We start from the raw sequence: 19,627 nt of genomic DNA on the forward strand, positions 1-19,627 counted from the left end.
GGTCCCGGTTCCCCGACTCAACCTCGGGGACCGGGACCGATCTCGTTTCGCCGTCCGGCCGGGACGAGTCACCGACCTGACGGGAGTTCTGTCATCCCTTCATCTGTCCGCGGCGGCGGGCGAAGAGGACCGCTCCCGCTCCTGCGAGGATGAGGATGGCGCCGGCGCCGAGGCCGGTGAGTTCTGCACCGGTGCGGGGCATCGACCCGTTGTTGCCGCCGCCGGAACCGCCCCCGCCGTTTCCGCCGCCGCCACCGCCACCGGAGCCGGTGACCGTGAACCCGCTGTTCATGACGTAGTCGCCGCAGGTGGCTTGGACGGTGTACTTGCCGACGTACGCCGCGGGATCGTTCTCCAAACCGTAGGTCTGCACCGCGGCGACATCGCCGCCGTCGGCCGGGGCCGTCCGGTCGTAGAGGAGGACGTCGCTGCTGTTCCAGACCTGGAAGCGGACCTCATCGGCGACCAGGCAGTCGACGACTGCCATCGTCACGCCCTTGTCGCGGTTGACGAAGTCGGCGCCGGAGATCGTCTCAGGCCAGACCGAGAGGGTCGGCTCAAGGGTCTCATCGCCGTCCGCGGTGACGGTGAACGTGCCCTCCTGGAACATGTCACCGCAATCGGCCGTGACGAGGTATCGCCCGATGAATGCGACCGGGTCGGTATCGCCGACCTCGGGCACCCAGGTCACCACGGCGGCGGTGTCCTCACCAGCTTCCTGGCTCGCTTCGAAGACCACGGTATCCGGGTCATAGGCGGTGGTGATCATGATGTTGACGTCGGAATCCATCCGGCAGCCGGACATCATCACGGTCACACCGCTGGTGAGGAAGTCGGAGACCTGCTGCGAACCCGGGGTGATGTCGAGAGTCGTGCCCGATGGCGGCGGCTCGGTCTCGTCACCGACGACGGTGGCGCTGGCCGAATACGTCTCGTTCTGGTCGCCGCGCTGAACGCTGACGGTCACCGTGACGGTGTCGCCGGGCTCGTAGGCGCCCTCGGTGTAGTACACACCGGTGAACGAACCGTCGGAGTCCACGGTTGCATGAGTGCCGTCGCCGTCGCCCCATCCGATGTCATCTCCTGCGAGGACACCGTCGACGAAGAATCGAATGCCTTTGTCGGGGTCGTTGAGGTCCGACACCGTGACCTCATCGGACTCGAGGTACATGGTGGCGTCGATCGGCTCATCTGTGGGGGATTCGGTCGGGGTCTCGGTGGGGGTGCCTTCGACGTCCGCTTCTGCGGGAGTCGAGGGATCGGTGGAGCCATCGGTCGCGGCTTCGTCCGTCGCGCCGGACGAGTCATCGCCGCCGGTGGAGTCGTCGCTGCCCGAGGTATCGGCAGTGCTCATGTCACCGCCGGAGCTGTCGTCGGTTCCCTGCGACGTGGAGTCATCGGTGCCGGTGTCCGTGCCGGTGTCGGTGCCCGTGTCCGTGGTGTCGCCGGGCGGGGTTCCGCCGTCGGCGGTGCCGTCGGGATCCGGCATCGCCATGAGGGTTGTCTGCCCCGCTGCTCCGTCCGCTGCCAGGGAGGCGGCGGCCGGGAGGGAGCCCATGGTGGCGACGGCGAGTGCCACCGTCGTCGCGAGGATGAGGCGTTTCATGATCGTCCTTCCAGCGGGGCCTGGAGCTGCCACGGTGCTCGTGGCTGCTTGTCGAGGACACTACGTCTGTGCGCCGCGACCGGGGACTTATGAACATTGAGTTCATGACGATTCTGTGATGCAGGTCACGGCGTGCTGTTATTGTTTCGTCACTGTTCGGATGATCGGCGCGCACGGCGGGGTCCGTCGCGGGCCTCGGCGCTGCTCGCACGCCGGCAACCCGGTGGCCCAGGTGGCACCGGATTCTCCGCTCGATCCGCAGGCCGTCGGACTGCCGGTGTCGGACGATCCGAGGACTTCGCACAGGCCGCCATGCCGAGATCACGATTCGGCAGACCCTGCCGTCGGAGCCGGAAAATCGTTACCACCGGAACCTGTTGACATGCGCGCCGCGAAGGGGGTGTGCGCACCCACGGGACGAGGCCGGCTGCTCCGCTGGTCGGGGCCTGCTGCAGGCGTCAGCGCCTCGGTTCGGTCAGTCCGTTCCCCTCCCGCCGAGCGGCGGCTGAGCCTCCGAGCGCCCGCCCGGGTCGGTCGTTGCGTCGTTCCGCACGCCGGACTCGTCCCCGACCTCGCCTGACTCCCCCGCCCCAGCGGCAGCCTCCGTCGACCCAGCAGCAGGCTCCGTCGACCCAGCGGTAGGCTCCTCGGCCACTGCGGCGTCGCCGGCGTCATCGGCCAGCGCCGCGGCATCGGCGGCGAGCCCCGGCTCGGTCTCCGCCTCGGCGAGGACCTCAGCGGTGAAGTGCTCCTCGGCATCCTCACCTCGGAACTGCGACATGTAGAGGCGGTAGTACGCGCCCTCGGCGGCGAGGAGCTCCTCGTGGTTGCCGTGTTCGACGATCGCACCGTTCTCCATGACGAGGATGGTGTCGGCATCGCGGATCGTCGAGAGCCGGTGCGCGATGACGAACGACGTCCGGTCGGTGCGCAGGGCCGCCATCGCCTGCTGCACGAGCAGCTCGGTGCGGGTGTCCACCGACGAGGTCGCCTCGTCGAGGATGAGCAGCGAGGGATCGGCGAGGAACGCCCGGGCGATCGTGATGAGCTGGCGCTCACCGGCGGAGACGCTGCCGCCGTCGGCGTCGATGACGGTGTCGTAGCCGTCGGGCAGCTGCCGGACGAAGCGGTCGACCATCGTCGCCTTCGCGGCGTCGATGACCTCCTCGTCGGTGGCGTCGAGTCGTCCGTACCGGATGTTGTCGCGGATCGAGCCTTCGAACAGCCAGGCATCCTGGAGCACCATGCCCACGTGCGACCGGAGGTCGGCACGGGTGAGGTCGCGGATGTCGACCCCGTCGAGGTAGATCGTCCCGCCGGTGAGCTCGTAGAAGCGCATGACGAGGTTGACCAGCGTCGTCTTGCCGGCGCCCGTGGGACCGACGATCGCGACCGTGTGGCCGGGATCAGCGGTGAAGGAGACATCCTCGATGAGCGGGGTGTCCTCGGTGTAGCGGAAGCTGACATGCGAGAAGTCGACTCGCCCGGGAGTCCGCGGAGGCAGCGCGGCCGTCGCCTCGTCGGGCTCCTCCTCGTCGGCGTCGAGGAGTTCGAAGGTGCGCTCGGCCGAGGCGACACCGGACTGGAGCATGTTCGCCACTCCGGCCATCTCCGAGATCGGCTGCGAGAACTCCCGCGAGTACTGGATGAACGCGGTCGCATCGCCGAGCGTCATCTGTCCCGAGGCGACCCGCAGGCCGCCGGCGACGGCGATGAGGACGTAGCTGAGGTACGACACGAACTGCATCGAGGGCATGATCATCCCGGAGACGAACTGGGCCCCCGACGATGCGGCGTAGAGCTCTTCGTTGCGGCGGTCGAACTCGTCGAGCATGACCTTGTCGCGGCCGAAGGCCCGCACGACGTCGAGCCCCGAGAACGACTCCTCGACGTGGCCGTTGACCTCACCGGTGTACTTCCACTGCGCCTTGAACTTCTTCTGCGCCTGGGAGCCGATGACGCCGGCGATGATCGCCGACAGCGGCAGGGCGATGAAAGCGAGCAGCGCGAGCTGCCACGAGACGATGAACATCATCACGCCGATGCCGACGATCGTCAGCGCCGATTGGACGAGTTGGGAGAACGCCTGCTGGAGGGCCTGCTGGATGTTGTCGACGTCGTTCGTCACCCGCGACATGACATCGCCGCGCTGCCGCGTGTCGAAGTACCGCAGCGGGAGCCGGTTGATCTTGCGCTCGATGTCCTCACGCAGGCGGTAGACGACGCGCATGACGAGGGCGTTGAGGATGTAGCCCTGCGCCCACATGAGCATCGAGGCGACCAGGTACATGAGGAGGACGATGATGATGATCTGCCCGAGTGCCGTGAAGTCGATGCCCTGACCGGGGACGACGCCGGCGGTCGCGAGCATGTCGGCGTAGTCGTCGCGGCCTTCGGCACGGGCACCGGCGATGATGTCCTCGATGTTCGCGCCCGCCGGCAGCTGGGAGCCGATGACTCCGGAGTAGACGACGTCCATCGCCTTGCCGAGCACCTTCGGGGCGATGACGGTGAGGACGACCGAGCCGATGACGAGGAGGACGACCTTGACGAGTCCCGCCTTCTCGTCGGCCATGAGTCCGAAGAGGCGCTTGACCGAGGGCCAGAAGTGCTTGGCCTTCCGCGGCGGGGTGCCTCCGAACATGTCTCCGTCGGCCTCGGAGGGGATGAAGTCCTCGGCGAGTTCGGCCTCGGCGGTGGCGGCAGCGGTCGTGCCGGACGTCTCTGCGGTCGTCGTGTCGACGGGATCCTTCTTCGCCATGTCAGTTCACTCCTTCCGCGGTCAGCTGGGATTCGACGATCTCCTGATAGGTCGGGTTCGTCTCGAGCAGTTCGTCGTGGGTGCCGCGGCCGACGATCTTCCCGTCGTCGAGGACGAGGATCCGGTCGGCCTCGCGGATCGTCGACACGCGCTGGGCGACGACGATGACCGTCGCCTCCCCCGTCGTCTCGGCCAGGGCCTCGCGCAGTCGGGCGTCGGTGGCGACGTCGAGCGCGGAGAACGAATCGTCGAAGACGTAGACGAGCGGTTTCGCGGCGAGCGCGCGGGCGATGCAGAGGCGCTGCCGCTGGCCGCCGGAGAAGTTCGTGCCGCCCTGGGAGACGCTCTCGTCGAGCCCGCCCGGCTTCTCGGCGACGAAGTCCGCGGCCTGCGCGGTCTCCAGCGCCTCCCACAGCTGCGCGTCGTCGGCGTGCTCGCTGCCGAAGCGCAGGTTCGAGGCGATCGTGCCGGAGAACAGGTAGGGCTTCTGCGGCACGAGGCCGACGACCTCGGCGAGCTGGTGACGGTTGAAGGCGCTGACCGGTGTTCCGTCGATGAGCACCTGACCAGACTGCGGGTCGATGAGGCGCGGGATGAGTCCCACGATCGTCGACTTGCCGGAACCGGTCGATCCGATGATCGCCGTCGTCGTGCCCGGTCGTGCCGTGAACGAGAGGTCCTCGAGGACGGGGACCTCGGCTCCGGGATAGCCGAAGGTGACATTCCGGAACTCCAGCTCGCCTCGGCGCGGGAGTTCGTCGACGCCGTCGGGGACGACCATCGACGAGGTGGTCTCGAGGACTTCGCAGATGCGCTCGGCGCAGACGACGGCGCGCGGGATCATCATCATCATGAACACGCCCATCATCACGGCGACGAGGATCTGGAGGAGGTACTGGAGGAACGCGGTGAGCGAGCCGACCTCCATCTGACCCGCATCGACGCGGTGGCCGCCGAACCAGAGCACGGCGGCGGTGGCGATGTGGAGGATCATCATGATCGCGGGGAACATGAGGACGAAGAGGTTGCCGACCTTGACGGAGGTCTCGGTCAGGGCGCGGTTCGCGTCGGCGTACCGGTCGGCTTCGAAGGGCTCGCGGACGAAGGCGCGGATGACGCGGATGCCGGTGATCTGCTCACGGAGGACGCCGTTGATGTCGTCGACCTGATCCTGCATGCGGCGGAAGAGCGGCATGAGGAGGACGACGAGGATGCCGACGACGATGAAGAGGGTCGGCACGGAGACCCAGACGAGCCAGGACAGTCCCGCATCCTCGCGCAGGGCCATGATGATGCCGCCGATGCACATGATCGGGGTCGAGACCATGAAGTTGAGCGTCATGAGCACGAGCATCTGCACCTGCTGCACGTCATTGGTGTTGCGGGTGATGAGGGTCGCGCTGCCGAACTTCCCCACCTCGAGGGTCGAGAGGCTGTCGACATGGCTGTAGATCGCGCGGCGGATGTCGCGGCCCACGCCCATCGCGGTGCGGGCACCGAAGAAGATCGCGGTGACCGCGGTGATGACCTGGACGAAGCAGACGATGAGCATCGTCATGCCCGTCGACCAGATGAAGTCGGTGTTGCCGGCGGCGACGCCTTCGTCGATGATCCGGGCGTTGAGGCTGGGCAGGTAGAGAGCGGCGATCGTCGAGGCCAGCTGGAGGATGACGACGAAGGCGATGAAGAGCCAATAGGATTTCGCGTATTTCAGGGTGAGGCGCAGAAGTGCCACAGTGTCCGTCCTGGATGTGAGAAGCCGACTTGAGGGCGTCATGAGTTGGAAGAGCGCAACGAACCATCCTACATCGATCGTCCTCCTTCGCAAGAGCGTGCCATGGTACTGTTCTCGAATCCAGTGGACCACGCGGCACTGACACGGACGCCGGTTCCGCGTGCCTCCTCGCATCTTCGACACGTCCCCGTAGGCTGGAAATCATGAGCACAACACTGCAGGATCTCGTCAATCGCGCCGTCTTCCTCTCCACGGAGATGCAGACGCACTTCGGCAGCGTCATCGCCGGCGCCGCCTGGGAGGTGGACTTCTCCGCAGACCCCACTCTGACCTTCGACGTCGAAGGCGGGGAGCCGCTGCGCACCCGCCCCCACCTCGTCGGCTCCGAATCGAGTTCGCAGGGCACGTGGCTGTGGGGCTGGGAGAACATCAACGGGTTCCCCGAGGCGGTCGTCGGCCTCGCCCATGAGGTGCGGAAGTTCGGTGCCGCGAAGGGCATCAGCGATCTCGTCACGCCGGAGATCGACCTCGACGACGAGCTCGCCCTGCGGCTGACGCTCGCGGCGAAGGAGGCGACGGGCAAGTGGGCGCACTATCCGGCCGCCGCCGGTGCCGGCACGACCGTGTGGGTGCTCGTCGACTCCCCCGCCCTCGCCCTGCCCGCACCCTCCGTCAAGGCGTCCGTGCGGGCGCTCATGCAGGGGCTGACGCAGACGACGGTCGACGATCATCGGGCCGCGCTCACGGCGTACACCGACCGGCGCGGGATTCCGACCGCCGAGCTGCCCGACGGCGGTGTCCGCATGCTCTTCGCCGACGGCAGCGCCGATCTCAGCTTCGACGAGCAGAGCCGCATCTCCAACTGCGAAGTCCATGCCCCGCTCGAGGGCGAGGCGGCCGACCAGTTCTCCCGGATCACCGGCATCACCGTCACCGAGGCGGCGCCGCAGGAGCAGTCGACCGCCGCCGGCACCCCTGCGGCTGGGTCCCAGGACCGCGCGGCGGCCGCCGACGCGGACCGCTCCCCGGCGGCAGCGGCGTCGGCCGGGACCGCGGCAGCGGCGTCGGCAGGGGACGCGGCGGACGAGCGGGCCCCGGAGACGACAGGGGTCGGCACTCCGGCAGGGTCCACGGCGCAGGGTGTCGGCGAGGATGCCGCGGACCGTCGCAGCGAGCCTGCGGAGTCGCGGCAGCCGTCCGCCGGCGAGTCCTCCACCGAGGAGGCTGCTCCCGCAGCCGAGACCGCGCCGCCTGCTGATCGCACCGAGGCCGAGGCACCGACTGAGACTCCCGCCGCTCAGCGGGACGAGCATGCCGCTGAGCGAGCTGATGCGGAGTCCACGACGGACGAGCCCAAGGGGAAGAAGAAGGGGCTGTTCTCGCGGCTCTTCGGCCGCTGAGCATCGCCCCGCTGCCGACACTGAGGCGCCGCACCGGATGGTGCGGCGCCTCAGTCGCTCTGCGGATCGCTTGTCATACGCGCACAGCTTCGCGGGACCGCGGTCAATCACCGGTTGATCGGCTCGCTCGGCTCCCAGCTGAACTCGCGGTCGAAGAGGTAGCGCCGTTCGGGGTCGGTGACGAGGGTGACGTCGAGTCCGTCGCCGGTCAGCCGCACCTGCCCCGAGGAGTCGATCGCGTAGTCGAGTGTGGTCTCGAGCACCGGATCGCGGACGAGTCCCTGATCGCCTTCGAGCTTCGGGAAGAGGGTGACGTCGAGCCGGCCGCTGTCGTCGGGCCCGGTGTCGGCGGCACTCACCGTGTACCCGCCGTCCTGGAAGCTCCCGTCGGCGTAGCGGATGCTCAGACGCGCTCGGCCGTCGAACGCGTTCTGTCCGAAGGCGACCTGGCTGATCTCGGCACCCTCGAGGGTGCGGCTGCCGCTGTCCGTCGCCCGGTAGACCCCGGCGACTGCGGGCACGGGGTCGGGCTGACCCCAGTTCGCGCGGAGCCCGAAGGCTACCCCCGACCCGATGATGAGGACGAGCGCGAGGGCGGGTGACGTCCATTTCGTGACGGCGACGAAGATCCGGTGGGACGAGATGCGGCCGTGGACGGGCCGGCCGGTGGGCAGCCCGAGCAGGAAGCGGCCGAGGCGGACGAGGTTCGGGGCCAGCAGCACGATTCCGGCGACTGCCATGATGCCCGACAGCTGCTTGACCGGGACGTCGAAGGTGAGGTTGAGCAGGAAGACGACGGACATGTCGACAGCGGCGAGGAGCGCGCCGAGCCACACGGTGCGCCGGAAGAGGAGGAGGACTGCCGCGAGCACCTCGGCGAGGCCGGCGAGCACCTGGACCGTGGGAGAGAATGCCATGAATCGCCAGAGCACGCCCATCGGGCTCATCTCACCGTATTGGACGAGAGCGTCGGAGAAGTCCGCGTAGCCCATCTGGACGAGGTAGACCTTCGACCAGCCGTAGATGAGCAGGTACCCCGCGAGCCAGATGCGGAGCACCCAGTGGGCCGCCCAGAGTGCGCTGCGGAGGATCGACCGTGCCCGTGATGGCCGTGCCGCCGCATCGTCGGCATCCGGCTGGACCTGAGTGGGTGCTGTGTCGTTGCGCATGGCTTCAGGCTATGCGCGCCGAGGCGGTCCCCTCCATCCGGAATCCACACCGACCAGGGGCGGGAAAACCCCACCCTGTTCCGGGCCCAGAGGAAGGAGAGGGCCTGAATGGAGTTCTGCGCGGATTGACCCTGGGACGGTGGCACCGTTGAATGAAGCCATGATCACGATCGCTCCGGCCGACTTCTCCGATCCGGCCCTTCTCGATTTCCTCCAGCAGCACCTCGCCGATATGTCCCCGACGGCCCCGGAGGAATCACGGCATGCCCTCGATGCGAGCAGTTTGCAGAGCCCTGGTGTGCGACTGTGGGCGGCACACGATGAGCCTTTCCTCGTCGGCACGATCGCCTTGGCCGAGCTTGAGCCCGGGCATGAGGAGATCAAGAGCATGCGGACCTCTCCGGTGCATCGCGGGAGAGGGGTCGCGTCCCGACTGCTCGAGCATGCACTCGGTGACGCGCGCTCGCGAGGGGTCGAACGGGTGTCCCTCGAGACGGGGAGCATGGAGTTCTTCGCGCCGGCGCGGGCCCTGTACCGCAAGGCCGGATTCGTCGAAACCGAGCCCTTCGGGAACTACCGAGCGGATCCGCACAGTGTCTTCATGACACTGTCGCTGACGACATGACGATAGGGGCAGAGACAGTCGTGAATGCAAAAAGTGGGGGCACCCCCAAAAAGGAGTGCCCCCACCAAAGAATATTGCGGCAGTCACTTACTCTCCCACAACCACCAAGTTGCAGTACCATCAGCATGACATGGGCTTAGCTACCGGGATCGGAACGGTTAACCGGGCGTTTCCCCACCACTATCACCACCGCAAAACCAACAAACCACCCACACACGTCTCTTGTGTGTGGTAATGGTCCAAGAACCGCACAGCGAACGCGAACACCACAATGTGATCAAATCAAAAACTCGTTAATGTTTCTCCCGCACACACCAACCCGTTAATGGGTTGTGTGAGTGATCGGCGTATTAGTACCAGTCAACTCCACACCTTACAGTGCTTCCATACCCGGCCTATCAACCCAGTGTTCTCCTGGGCACCTCCCCCCAATAGGGATGGAAATCTCATCTCGGAGCAGGCTTCCCGCTTAGATGCTTTCAGCGGTTATCCTTCCCGAACGTAGCCAACCAGCCATGCACCTGGCGGTACAACTGGCACACCAGAGGTTCGTCCGTCCCGGTCCTCTCGTACTAAGGACAGCCCTCCACAAATTTCCTACGCACGCAGCGGATAGGGACCGAACTGTCTCACGACGTTCTAAACCCAGCTCGCGTACCGCTTTAATGGGCGAACAGCCCAACCCTTGGGACCGACTCCAGCCCCAGGATGCGACGAGCCGACATCGAGGTGCCAAACCATGCCGTCGATATGGACTCTTGGGCAAGATCAGCCTGTTATCCCCGAGGTACCTTTTATCCGTTGAGCGACCACGCTTCCACAAGCCATGGCCGGGTCACTAGTCCCAGCTTTCGCTCCTGCTCGACACGTCCGTCTCACAGTCAAGCTCCCTTGTGCACTTACACTCGACACCTGATTGCCAACCAGGCTGAGGGAACCTTTGGGCGCCTCCGTTACTCTTTAGGAGGCAACCGCCCCAGTTAAACTACCCATCAGGCACTGTCCCTGAACCCGATCAGGGTCCGAAGTTAAGGAATCCAGAATGGTCAGAGTGGTATTTCACTTGCCGACTCCACCCGATCTGGCGACCAGGCTTCAACATCTCCCACCTATCCTACACAAACCACACCGAAGCCCAATACCAAACTATAGTGAAGGTCTCGGGGTCTTTCCGTCCTGCTGCGCGTAACGAGCATCTTTACTCGTAATGCAATTTCGCCGAGTTCGTGGTTGAGACAGCAGAGAAGTCGTTACGCCATTCGTGCAGGTCGGAACTTACCCGACAAGGAATTTCGCTACCTTAGGATGGTTATAGTTACCACCGCCGTTTACTGGGGCTTAAATTCTCCGCTTCACCCTTACGGGTTAACGGGTCCTCTTAACCTTCCAGCACCGGGCAGGCGTCAGTCCGTATACATCGACTTACATCTTCGCACGGACCTGTGTTTTTAATAAACAGTCGCTTCTCTCTGGCCTCTGCGACCACCACCAGCTCCACACCGCGTGGGTGTTTCACCAGGATGGCCCCCCTTCTCCCGAAGTTACGGGGGCATTTTGCCGAGTTCCTTAACCACGATTCTCTCGATCACCTTAGTATTCTCTACCTGACCACCTGTGTCGGTTATAGGGTACGGGCAACACACACCCTCACGTCGATGCTTTTCTCGGCAGCAGAGGATCACCAGATCACCCCACCATTGTGGGGCGCCCATCAGCTCTCACACTCGTGTGGGGACGGATTTGCCTACCCCCACGTGCTACGACCTTAGACCACGACAACCATCGCGTGGCCTGGCTACCTTTCTGCGTCACACCTCACGCTGACCGACTCCACACTCAGGTCCTCGCCCACAATGCCAACCAGGCACCCGAAGGCACCACGGGCACGCGGGGGAGTTAGTGTCATGTGTTTTGGTATTGTCGGTTGTGTGTCGGTACCAGAATATCAACTGGTTGTCCATCGACTACGCCTGTCGGCCTCGCCTTAGGTCCCGACTTACCCAGGGCGGATTAGCCTAGCCCTGGAACCCTTGGTCATCCGGTGGACGGGTTTCTCACCCGTCTTTCGCTACTCATGCCTGCATTCTCACTCGTGACGCCTCCACCACTCGTTCACACGGCGACTTCACTGGCGACACGACGCTCCCCTACCCAACACCACACCATTACGGCTATCTGTGGTGCTGCCACAACTTCGGCGGTGTACTTAGCCCCGCTACATTATCGGCGCTCAATCACTTGACCAGTGAGCTATTACGCACTCTTTCAAGGGTGGCTGCTTCTAAGCCAACCTCCTGGTTGTCTTCGCAACTGAACATCCTTTCCCACTCAGCACACGCTTAGGGGCCTTAGTTGATGGTCTGGGCTGTTTCCCTCTCGACAATGAAGCTTATCCCCCACTGTCTCACTGCCACGCTGAACCTTACCGGCATTCGGAGTTTAGTTGACGTCAGTAACCCGGTGGGGCCCATCAGCCATCCAGTAGCTCTACCTCCGGCAAGAACCACGCAACGCTGCACCTAAATGCATTTCGGGGAGAACCAGCTATCACAGAGTTTGATTGGCCTTTCACCCCTAACCACAGGTCATCCCCTCCATTTTCAACTGAAGTGGGTGCGGGCCTCCACAACATCTTACTGCTGCTTCACCCTGCCCATGGCTAGATCACTCCGCTTCGGGTCTAGGACACGCGACTGATATCGCCCTGTTCGGACTCGCTTTCGCTACGGCTACCCCACACGGGTTAACCTCGCCACGCACCGCTAACTCGCAGGCTCATTCTTCAAAAGGCACGCCATCACCACAACCAGGGTGGCTCTGACGGATTGTAAGCACATGGTTTCAGGTACTCTTTCACTCCCCTCCCGGGGTACTTTTCACCATTCCCTCACGGTACTGATCCGCTATCGGTCATCAGGAAGTATTTAGCCTTACCAGGTGGTCCTGGCAGATTCACACGGAATTCCACGAGTTCCGTGCTACTCGGGGACATGCATCACACCGGGGTGACCTGTTTCGTCTACGGGACTCTCACCCACTACGGTCCTGTTTCCCACCAGGTTCGACTACAGATCACACACATCAGCGTCTCGGTCATGCTGAACCGAACACACACACCCCACAACACCCAAACAGCAACACCAGCACGCTCTCACACTGTCAGGGTTTAGGCTCATCCAGTTTCGCTCGCCACTACTCCCGGAATCATTCTTATTTTCTCTTCCTACGGGTACTGAGATGTTTCACTTCCCCGCGTTCCCTCCACACACCCTATATATTCAGGTGCGGGTCACCACACTCACGTGTGGCGGGGTTTCCCCATTCGGACATCCTCGGATCACAGCCCGTTTATCGGCTCCCCGAGGCTTATCGCAGATTTCCACGTCCTTCATCGGCTCCTGATGCCAAGGCATCCACCATGCGCTCTTACACACTCACACACCACCCAGTCTGGGTTGGTTATGTTCGTGTGCGCGAAAATATCACACTAAGAATTTTTGACTCAAAGAAAATCACACTACACACCAGCCAAAAGGCTGGTGCTTGATGCTCGCGTCCACTATACGATTCTCAAACCACTACCAAACACCACCCCACACCAGGCAGCAGTACTGCCAGCAGCGGGTTGGGTTGGGGCCTGTGGAACCACACTTGCGGTTCCAGGACCCAACAGCGTGCTCGTTCTATCCGCCACCCACACCACCGTCACCCGAGGCACATCACCCCGACAACGCTGGTTGGACGAGCGACAAATGTGATGTTCCACCCTTGAGCAGCCCACCCGAACCACGATCGGGTTCTGATCGGTGGGCACCATACTGGTGTGCTCCTTAGAAAGGAGGTGATCCAGCCGCACCTTCCGGTACGGCTACCTTGTTACGACTTAGTCCCAATCACCAGTCCCACCTTAGACGGCCCCCTCCAGAAAACTGGTTAGGCCACCGGCTTCGGGTGTTACCGACTTTCGTGACTTGACGGGCGGTGTGTACAAGGCCCGGGAACGTATTCACCGCAGCGTTGCTGATCTGCGATTACTAGCGACTCCGACTTCACGTAGTCGAATTGCAGACTACGATCCGAACTGAGACTGGCTTTAAGGGATTCGCTGACCCTCACGGGTTCGCTTCTCTTTGTACCAGCCATTGTAGCATGCGTGAAGCCCAAGACATAAAGGGCATGATGATTTGACGTCATCCCCACCTTCCTCCGAGTTGACCCCGGCAGTCTCCTATGAGTTCCCACCATCACGTGCTGGCAACATAGAACGAGGGTTGCGCTCGTTGCGGGACTTAACCCAACATCTCACGACACGAGCTGACGACAACCATGCACCACCTGTACACCAACCCCAAAGGGGAAGACCTGTTTCCAGGCCGGTCTGGTGTATGTCAAGCCTTGGTAAGGTTCTTCGCGTTGCATCGAATTAATCCGCATGCTCCGCCGCTTGTGCGGGCCCCCGTCAATTCCTTTGAGTTTTAGCCTTGCGACCGTACTCCCCAGGCGGGGCACTTAATGCGTTAGCTACGGCGCGGAGAACGTGGAATGTCCCCCACACCTAGTGCCCAACGTTTACGGCATGGACTACCAGGGTATCTAATCCTGTTCGCTCCCCATGCTTTCGCTCCTCAGTGTCAGTTACAGCCCAGAGTCCCGCCTTCGCCACCGGTGTTCCTCCTGATATCTGCGCATTTCACCGCTACACCAGGAATTCCAGACTCCCCTACTGCACTCTAGTCAGCCCGTACCCACTGCAGGCGCAACGTTAAGCGTTGCGTTTCCACAGCAGACGTGACCAACCACCTACGAGCTCTTTACGCCCAATAATTCCGGACAACGCTCGTACCCTACGTATTACCGCGGCTGCTGGCACGTAGTTAGCCGGTACTTCTTCTGCAGGTACCGTCACTTTCGCTTCTTCCCTGCTGAAAGCGGTTTACAACCCGAAGGCCGTCATCCCGCACGCTGCGTCGCTGCATCAGGGTTTCCCCCATTGTGCAATATTCCCCACTGCTGCCTCCCGTAGGAGTCTGGGCCGTGTCTCAGTCCCAGTGTGGCCGGTCGCCCTCTCAGGCCGGCTACCCGTCGTCGTCTTGGTGAGCCATTACCTCACCAACAAACTGATAGGCCGCGAGCCCATCCCCAACCGAAAAAACTTTCCACCCACCCTCATGCGAGGACAGGTCATATCCGGTATTAGACCCAGTTTCCCGGGCTTATCCCGAAGTCAGGGGCAGGTTACTCACGTGTTACTCACCCGTTCGCCACTCATCCACCCCAGCAAGCTGGGGCTTCAGCGTTCGACTTGCATGTGTTAAGCACGCAGCCAGCGTTCGTCCTGAGCCAGGATCAAACTCTCCATAAAAAACTTTTTACTTCAGTGATCCCGGCAAGACAGTCACCACGCCCACGGGGGTGGACACAGTGACCCATACCACCACAACCCAGGCAATGGGTCATGGTGTGGTTGTCTTACCAGAAAAAATTTTCTGGCATCACATTGTTCAAACAAACACGCTATTGGATTCTCAAACCACAAACACACACCCAACCATCACACGAAAATTTTTCCGCGTGATCAACCGGGGGCATCCACAGGCTGCCCGCACTCACTTCCAACCGCGTTGTGACCCACCGCATCAAACCCTTGTTTGTGCTGGTCACACCCGGTGGGGACACCCTTTGATCGTGGTGTTCCCGGTGAGGCGAACGAGATATAACTCTAGACCACTGCAGACCCCTCACGCAACCCCGAAATCGACCATTCCGGGGTGACAACCACCACACGAAGCAAAGGGGTGCGAAAACCACCCGGAAAACAGGGCGACTACGCCTATATCGGCCCTCCGGCGGCACGCAGAACCGCGTTGACCTGGCGGTCGAAGACGTCACCGAACATCGCGATCTCCGACGTCGGCAATGCGCGCGCGTGGGAGACGCTGCGCCACTGGCCGACCGCCTCGGCGACGTCTCTCATGATGCGTCGTGCCTGCCGACTATCGAGGTGGCAGAGCGACCCGAAGTCGAGAAGCGCGGACATCTCCTCGTCAGCCGACCGGGCTCCGTTGATCGCGGTCTGCCGTTCGGTGTCGACATCTGGCTCGGGATTGATGTCGAAGACCGGACTGAGCTCCCATCCTGCGGGCCGCCGCAAGAACCCGTGATTGCGCAGATGGTCGTCGGTGTTGTGGATGGCTGCGGAGAACACCACGCGCCGGAACAGCTCCGCGCAGTCTCGCCTCCAGTTGAGGCTGAGATCCTCGATCGCTTCAACGATGTCGAGGTAGTCGCCTGGCTCGCCGTCGCGCCGCTCGGTCGCCGTCATCGCGCTCAGATACGGAACCCGAGACCCACCGCCTCGGTCGAACCGGTCGACGACGAGAACGGGTCGATCATCGAGAGTGAGCAGCTGCCGACCGGGGACGGAGATGCCGGCACGTGACGCAAGCTCGAGAGCGACCCCCTCCCATGCGATGACTGACCAATCGTCTGTGGGTCGGGAGAACTTCGCAATCATCAGGCCTCCGTCCCCCAGGACGGAGGCCTTCGGTCGAGCGCCACCGAGCGACCCGGTTCCGGCGTCGAGGAGGCGCTTGGCCGCGGCATCGGAGCCATCGGCGGCCTCGTCGGCCGCCCTCTGGAGCTCGGGCAGTCGGATGAGCGGGGGAACATGAGCTCCGGCTGCCAGGTGTGACGGGGACTCCGGACTGCGGAATCGCAAAGCACCCTGGCGGGTGACATCACTGACTCCGATGAGGTAGTCGACCTCGGTGAGCCGGCGGTGGCGCGCCTGCCCTGAGGCAACGAGCCTCTGGTGCTGCTTGGCGACGAGATTGCGGCCCCAACGATCCGGAGCGCAATCGCTCAACGCCCCCGGCAGGCCGGCGATCGTGTACGATCCGGTCGACAAGGGCAATTGAGGGTCGATCGGGAACGCCCACCGTTGGGCGAGGTAGCCCGGCGAGTAGACGAACGTGGTCGACACCTCATTGCGGGCCACGTGGAAATAGGCAGTGCCGACGAGCTCGGTGCGACCGTTGATGTCGAGATCGACGAGCACCTCATCAGCATTCATCGGCGAACCCGCTCAGGCAGAGATTCCGTCGAACGCAGCCTGCCGACATCTGTGCTCAACGGGTCGAACGACTCTGCGACGTGGTCGAGCTGTCCGAGTGCCTGCATCACCGACATCACCGCGCCGATCGAGACTCCGGGATCGCCGCGTTCGATCTTCTGCAGTGTCGTCCTCGAGATCCCTGCGCGTTGCGCGAGTTCTGCGGCTTTGAGCGATTGCATGAGACGCCACCTGCGGATCGATCCGCCGACGTCACCGAGGCGACGCCCCACCGCGCGCGTGACATCCATAACGTCCCCTAACTGACTGTATCCCACCCACTAACAGTAATTACGGCCATGATACTACTCATAACAGTACGTTGACAGGCGTCAGAGACGAGTGAATGGCTCCGCGTAGCGGAAACTCCCGTGTTCGCCGGCATAGGTCGACAGAGCTCGCATCTGGAAGTAGTCGCCCCACGCGGGGTCGGGAGATTCGATTCCCATCGCTGAGGCGGGGACGAAGCCGAAGCGACCGTAGAAGTTCGGATCGCCGAGGAGGCCGGCGACCGGGGTGCCGAGCGCGTCGGCAGCGCCGAGAGCGAACTCCATCAGCGCGGAGCCGATCCCTTTGCCCTGGTGGGCCGGGAGCACGCTGACCGGGCCGATCCCGACTGCCGGCGCGGTACCGACATGAGCACGAGTGGCGACGATGTGCCCGACCACGGTGTCGTCGATGACGGCGACGAGCGAGAGCTCGGGAATCCAGGACTCGTCGTCTCGCAGCCACTCGATGAGAGTGACCTCTCCGGGGTCTCCGCCCGGGGCGACCGGGGGTGCACTGTGAGCGGCGCTGCGGAATGCCTCTGCGGTGACGGAGCGAATGGCGCTGATGTCTGATTCGGTCTCACGACGGATGATCATTCTTCTGAGACTACCCCCGGATTCTCATTCCGCCTCGAGAGCATCGTTGAGGTCGCAGAGTCGCCCTTCCGCACGCATGGAGTCGACCGCACGGGTGAGTTCCTCCAGGCGCCGTTCCGCACTCGCGACGAGATGCTCGGAGATGCGGTTCCAATCCCGGGGCTGCGGGTCGTCGGGCAGATCATCGAAGATCTCGGCGATCTCCCGCACAGTGAACCCGACGCGCTGCGCGAGTTTCGCCACTCTGACCTGGCATGCGGCGCTTGCAGCGAACCGTCGCTGGTTGCCCGGCGTGCGCACTGCGGTGATCACCCCGTGCCGTTCATAGAACCGGACCGCAGAAGGGGCGACACCGCTGTCCACGGCAACATCCCGCACAGTCAGGAGATGCTGTGTGTCGATGAATGATGTCGTCGTCATAGGGAGAGCCTCCCAGATTCAGGTCTTGACTTCAATATATGTTGAAGTTCTAGCGTGGCGCCCATGGACACCACATCGAGTACAGCGAATTCCATGAATCGCGGAACCGCCCGATCCTCCGCCGGGGTGACGACGGTGCTCGCGGCGGGAATTCTGCTGCAGGCAGTCACCATGTACCTCACCAGCGCTCTGATGCCGAGCGCCGTCGCCGAGGTCGGCGGCGAGGTGTACTACGCGTGGGTGACGACGGTGTTCATCGTCGCGGGGGTAGCCGCAACGGTGGCGACTCCAGCGGCGCTGGGCCGGCTCGGTGCTCACCGCTAATATGTGCTCGGTGCGGGTGCGTTCGCGGTCGGCAGTGCTGTTGCCGCCGCAGCACCGAGCATGGAGGTTCTCCTGATCGGCCGCGCGGCGCAGGGCGTCGGCGGTGGACTGCTGTCCGGTTTGGCGTTCGCTCTCATCCGGACGGCGCTGCCGGAGACAGCGTGGGCGCGAGCAACCGCAGTCGTGTCGGCGATGTTCGGAGTCGGGACGATTGTCGGCCCGACCGCTGGCGGGGCCTTCGCACAGCTGGATGCCTGGCGGCTCGCGTTTGCCTCGGTGGCCGCCGCGGGTGTCATTCTCGCGATCGCCGCGCCCTTGACTCTGCCTAGGTCGCAGCGATCAGTGGACCTGACCCGGCTGCCGCTGACGTCGATGATCATTCTCATCGTCGCCATCGCTGCGCTCAGCATCACCAGCGTCCTCCCAAGCGCCTGGGTGTGGGTCGGGGTCGTGTCTGCGGCGATTGTGCTGGTCGCCTTCATCGCCGTCGACCGAAGAGCGCGGGTCGGTGTTCTGCCGCCCCTGGCCTACACGCGAGGGTCGCTGAAATGGATCTACCTTGCCCTCGCGTTGACCACGGCCGCGCCGGCCAGCGAGGCGTTCACTCCTTTGTTCGGGCAGCGTCTGTTCGACCTTGCCCCGTCAGCCGCCGGTTTCCTCGGCGCGACCGTGTCGATCGGCTGGTCAGTCGCTGCCATCTGGAGTTCCCGAGCCGAACGCCCAGCTGTGCAGGCGCGTCTGCTTGTCCTTGGGCCGGCCGTGACGACGGTCGCGATGGCGGTGCTCTTCGTTCTGCAGATCGTTCCGCTGGCCGAGCCGATGGTCATCATCGGCTGGATACTGGCGTTGATCCTCGCTGGTGTGGGCGTCGGGATGGCGAACCCGCACTTGTCCGTGCGCGTGATGTCGAGCAGCTCGAGCGAGGCAGACGGCCGAATCGCCGCCGCAGCCATTCCCATCGTCAGTCAACTCGGCCAAGCGTTCGCGGCCGCTATCGGCGGCATCGTCGTCAATTCAGCCCTGCCCTCGATCGCGGGTGCCGCAGCCGGCCTGTTCGCACTGTTCGCGCTGTTGGCACTCCTCGGTCTCGGCGCAGTCGTGGCTGCTCGTCCCCTGGACGCCCGCGCGACAATCGCCGACAGTTAGCCAGGGCCGACGTCGAATCGCGCACACGGATCACCAGTTGGTGCTGCCGGCTGCCGACATCATCCGCGGGCCCGAGCCAGTTGAGGTCACCGGCACCGAGGCAGTCCCCCGTTTCCTCGGACTCGACACCCCCAGCTGACCGCAGCAGGCACCCCCTGACGGCCCGAATTCCGGTCCGGTGCTTGAATGCAGGAAAGGGGGACCTTACCGGTCCCCCAACCACCACACCGGCACGAAGTCCGGTCCGGTGCGTGAATGCAAAAAGTGGGGGCACCCCCAAAAAGGAGTGCCCCCACCAAAGAATATTGCGGCAGTCACTTACTCTCCCACAACCACCAAGTTGCAGTACCATCAGCATGACATGGGCTTAGCTACCGGGATCGGAACGGTTAACCGGGCGTTTCCCCACCACTATCACCACCGCAAAACCAACAAACCACCCACACACGTCTCTTGTGTGTGGT

The 19,627-nt window shown here is 63.6% G+C and carries 12 protein-coding genes and 4 rRNA genes; 4 read left to right on the plus strand and 12 right to left on the minus strand.

The genetic code is table 11. From position 1 onward, the window contains the following. Positions 1-91 precede the first annotated feature (91 nt). The 3 genes from J9315_RS14685 to J9315_RS14695 all read right to left on the minus strand — a co-directional run bounded on the left by J9315_RS14685 (position 92) and on the right by J9315_RS14695 (position 6,102). Positions 92-1,606, minus strand: a complete 1,515-nt coding sequence (locus J9315_RS14685; protein WP_211978169.1) for a hypothetical protein — start codon at positions 1,604-1,606, stop codon at positions 92-94. Between the two features lie 475 nt (positions 1,607-2,081). After that, entirely contained in the window at positions 2,082-4,367 is a 2,286-nt protein-coding gene (locus J9315_RS14690) for an ABC transporter ATP-binding protein (RefSeq protein ID WP_249120918.1), read from the minus strand. Position 4,368: 1 nt separating this feature from the next. After that, positions 4,369-6,102, minus strand: coding sequence for an ABC transporter ATP-binding protein (locus J9315_RS14695; protein WP_211978170.1), 1,734 nt, complete (start codon positions 6,100-6,102; stop codon positions 4,369-4,371). A gap of 203 nt (positions 6,103-6,305) precedes the next feature. Between J9315_RS14695 and J9315_RS14700 the strand changes: the two genes are divergently transcribed. After that, positions 6,306-7,502: a DUF6882 domain-containing protein gene (locus J9315_RS14700; protein ID WP_211978171.1), complete on the plus strand. Its 1,197-nt coding sequence runs from the start codon at positions 6,306-6,308 to the stop codon at positions 7,500-7,502. Between the two features lie 107 nt (positions 7,503-7,609). Here the strand turns inward: J9315_RS14700 and J9315_RS14705 are convergent, their stop codons facing one another. After that, on the minus strand, positions 7,610-8,671 hold the full coding sequence (locus J9315_RS14705; protein WP_249120919.1) for a DoxX family protein: 1,062 nt from the start codon (positions 8,669-8,671) through the stop codon (positions 7,610-7,612). A 160-nt stretch (positions 8,672-8,831) separates the two neighbouring features. Between J9315_RS14705 and J9315_RS14710 the strand changes: the two genes are divergently transcribed. Beyond that, positions 8,832-9,296, plus strand: coding sequence for a GNAT family N-acetyltransferase (locus J9315_RS14710; protein ID WP_211978172.1), 465 nt, complete (start codon positions 8,832-8,834; stop codon positions 9,294-9,296). Between the two features lie 74 nt (positions 9,297-9,370). Here the strand turns inward: J9315_RS14710 and rrf (J9315_RS14715) are convergent. The 7 genes from rrf (J9315_RS14715) to J9315_RS14745 all read right to left on the minus strand — a co-directional run bounded on the left by rrf (J9315_RS14715) (position 9,371) and on the right by J9315_RS14745 (position 17,693). Next, positions 9,371-9,490, minus strand: a 5S ribosomal RNA gene (rrf, locus tag J9315_RS14715). A 136-nt stretch (positions 9,491-9,626) separates the two neighbouring features. Further along, positions 9,627-12,736, minus strand: a 23S ribosomal RNA gene (locus tag J9315_RS14720). Between the two features lie 394 nt (positions 12,737-13,130). Continuing rightward, positions 13,131-14,658 (minus strand): 16S ribosomal RNA (locus tag J9315_RS14725). Together the 16S, 23S and 5S rRNA genes form the textbook arrangement of a ribosomal RNA operon. Positions 14,659-15,126: 468 nt before the next feature. After that, positions 15,127-16,368: a type II toxin-antitoxin system HipA family toxin gene (locus tag J9315_RS14730; protein ID WP_211978173.1), complete on the minus strand. Its 1,242-nt coding sequence runs from the start codon at positions 16,366-16,368 to the stop codon at positions 15,127-15,129. Next, positions 16,365-16,658 (minus strand): helix-turn-helix transcriptional regulator, encoded by a 294-nt coding sequence (locus J9315_RS14735; protein WP_211978174.1) that lies wholly within the window; start codon positions 16,656-16,658, stop codon positions 16,365-16,367. The genes J9315_RS14730 and J9315_RS14735 overlap by 4 nt, the downstream gene beginning before the upstream one ends. 81 nt (positions 16,659-16,739) lie before the next feature. Continuing rightward, a complete protein-coding gene (locus J9315_RS14740) occupies positions 16,740-17,273 on the minus strand; it encodes an N-acetyltransferase (RefSeq protein ID WP_031742338.1) in 534 nt (177 codons plus the stop codon). A gap of 24 nt (positions 17,274-17,297) precedes the next feature. After that, positions 17,298-17,693, minus strand: a complete 396-nt coding sequence (locus tag J9315_RS14745; protein ID WP_031742339.1) for a MerR family transcriptional regulator — start codon at positions 17,691-17,693, stop codon at positions 17,298-17,300. Positions 17,694-17,786: 93 nt separating this feature from the next. Here J9315_RS14745 and J9315_RS14750 point away from each other — a divergent pair, with 93 nt between their 5' ends. Together J9315_RS14750 and J9315_RS14755 are read left to right on the plus strand one after the other, a co-directional pair. After that, positions 17,787-18,017 carry a hypothetical protein gene (locus tag J9315_RS14750; RefSeq protein WP_151929171.1) on the plus strand — a complete coding sequence of 77 codons (231 nt, stop codon included), beginning with the start codon at positions 17,787-17,789 and terminating at the stop codon, positions 18,015-18,017. Positions 18,018-18,020: 3 nt separating this feature from the next. Continuing rightward, positions 18,021-19,163: an MFS transporter gene (locus J9315_RS14755; RefSeq protein WP_211978175.1), complete on the plus strand. Its 1,143-nt coding sequence runs from the start codon at positions 18,021-18,023 to the stop codon at positions 19,161-19,163. A 305-nt stretch (positions 19,164-19,468) separates the two neighbouring features. Here the strand turns inward: J9315_RS14755 and rrf (J9315_RS14760) are convergent. Continuing rightward, positions 19,469-19,588: ribosomal RNA gene (rrf, locus tag J9315_RS14760) — 5S ribosomal RNA — on the minus strand. Positions 19,589-19,627: the final 39 nt, after the last annotated feature.

This window comes from Brevibacterium sp. W7.2, from assembly GCF_018137945.1.
In the GTDB taxonomy this organism is placed as follows: Bacteria; Actinomycetota; Actinomycetes; order Actinomycetales; family Brevibacteriaceae; genus Brevibacterium; species Brevibacterium sanguinis.

Excerpts from the sequence above, each read along its gene's own strand:
- J9315_RS14740 (WP_031742338.1), bottom strand. The coding sequence starts at position 17,273 with ATGATCATCCGTCGTGAGACCGAATCAGACATCAGCGCCATTCGCTCC.
- J9315_RS14750 (WP_151929171.1), top strand. The coding sequence starts at position 17,787 with ATGAATCGCGGAACCGCCCGATCCTCCGCCGGGGTGACGACGGTGCTC.
- J9315_RS14700 (WP_211978171.1), top strand. The coding sequence starts at position 6,306 with ATGAGCACAACACTGCAGGATCTCGTCAATCGCGCCGTCTTCCTCTCC.
- J9315_RS14710 (WP_211978172.1), top strand. The coding sequence starts at position 8,832 with ATGATCACGATCGCTCCGGCCGACTTCTCCGATCCGGCCCTTCTCGAT.
- J9315_RS14705 (WP_249120919.1), bottom strand. The coding sequence starts at position 8,671 with ATGCGCAACGACACAGCACCCACTCAGGTCCAGCCGGATGCCGACGAT.
- J9315_RS14730 (WP_211978173.1), bottom strand. The coding sequence starts at position 16,368 with ATGAATGCTGATGAGGTGCTCGTCGATCTCGACATCAACGGTCGCACC.
- J9315_RS14735 (WP_211978174.1), bottom strand. The coding sequence starts at position 16,658 with ATGGATGTCACGCGCGCGGTGGGGCGTCGCCTCGGTGACGTCGGCGGA.
- J9315_RS14685 (WP_211978169.1), bottom strand. The coding sequence starts at position 1,606 with ATGAAACGCCTCATCCTCGCGACGACGGTGGCACTCGCCGTCGCCACC.
- J9315_RS14745 (WP_031742339.1), bottom strand. The coding sequence starts at position 17,693 with ATGACGACGACATCATTCATCGACACACAGCATCTCCTGACTGTGCGG.
- J9315_RS14690 (WP_249120918.1), bottom strand. The coding sequence starts at position 4,367 with ATGGCGAAGAAGGATCCCGTCGACACGACGACCGCAGAGACGTCCGGC.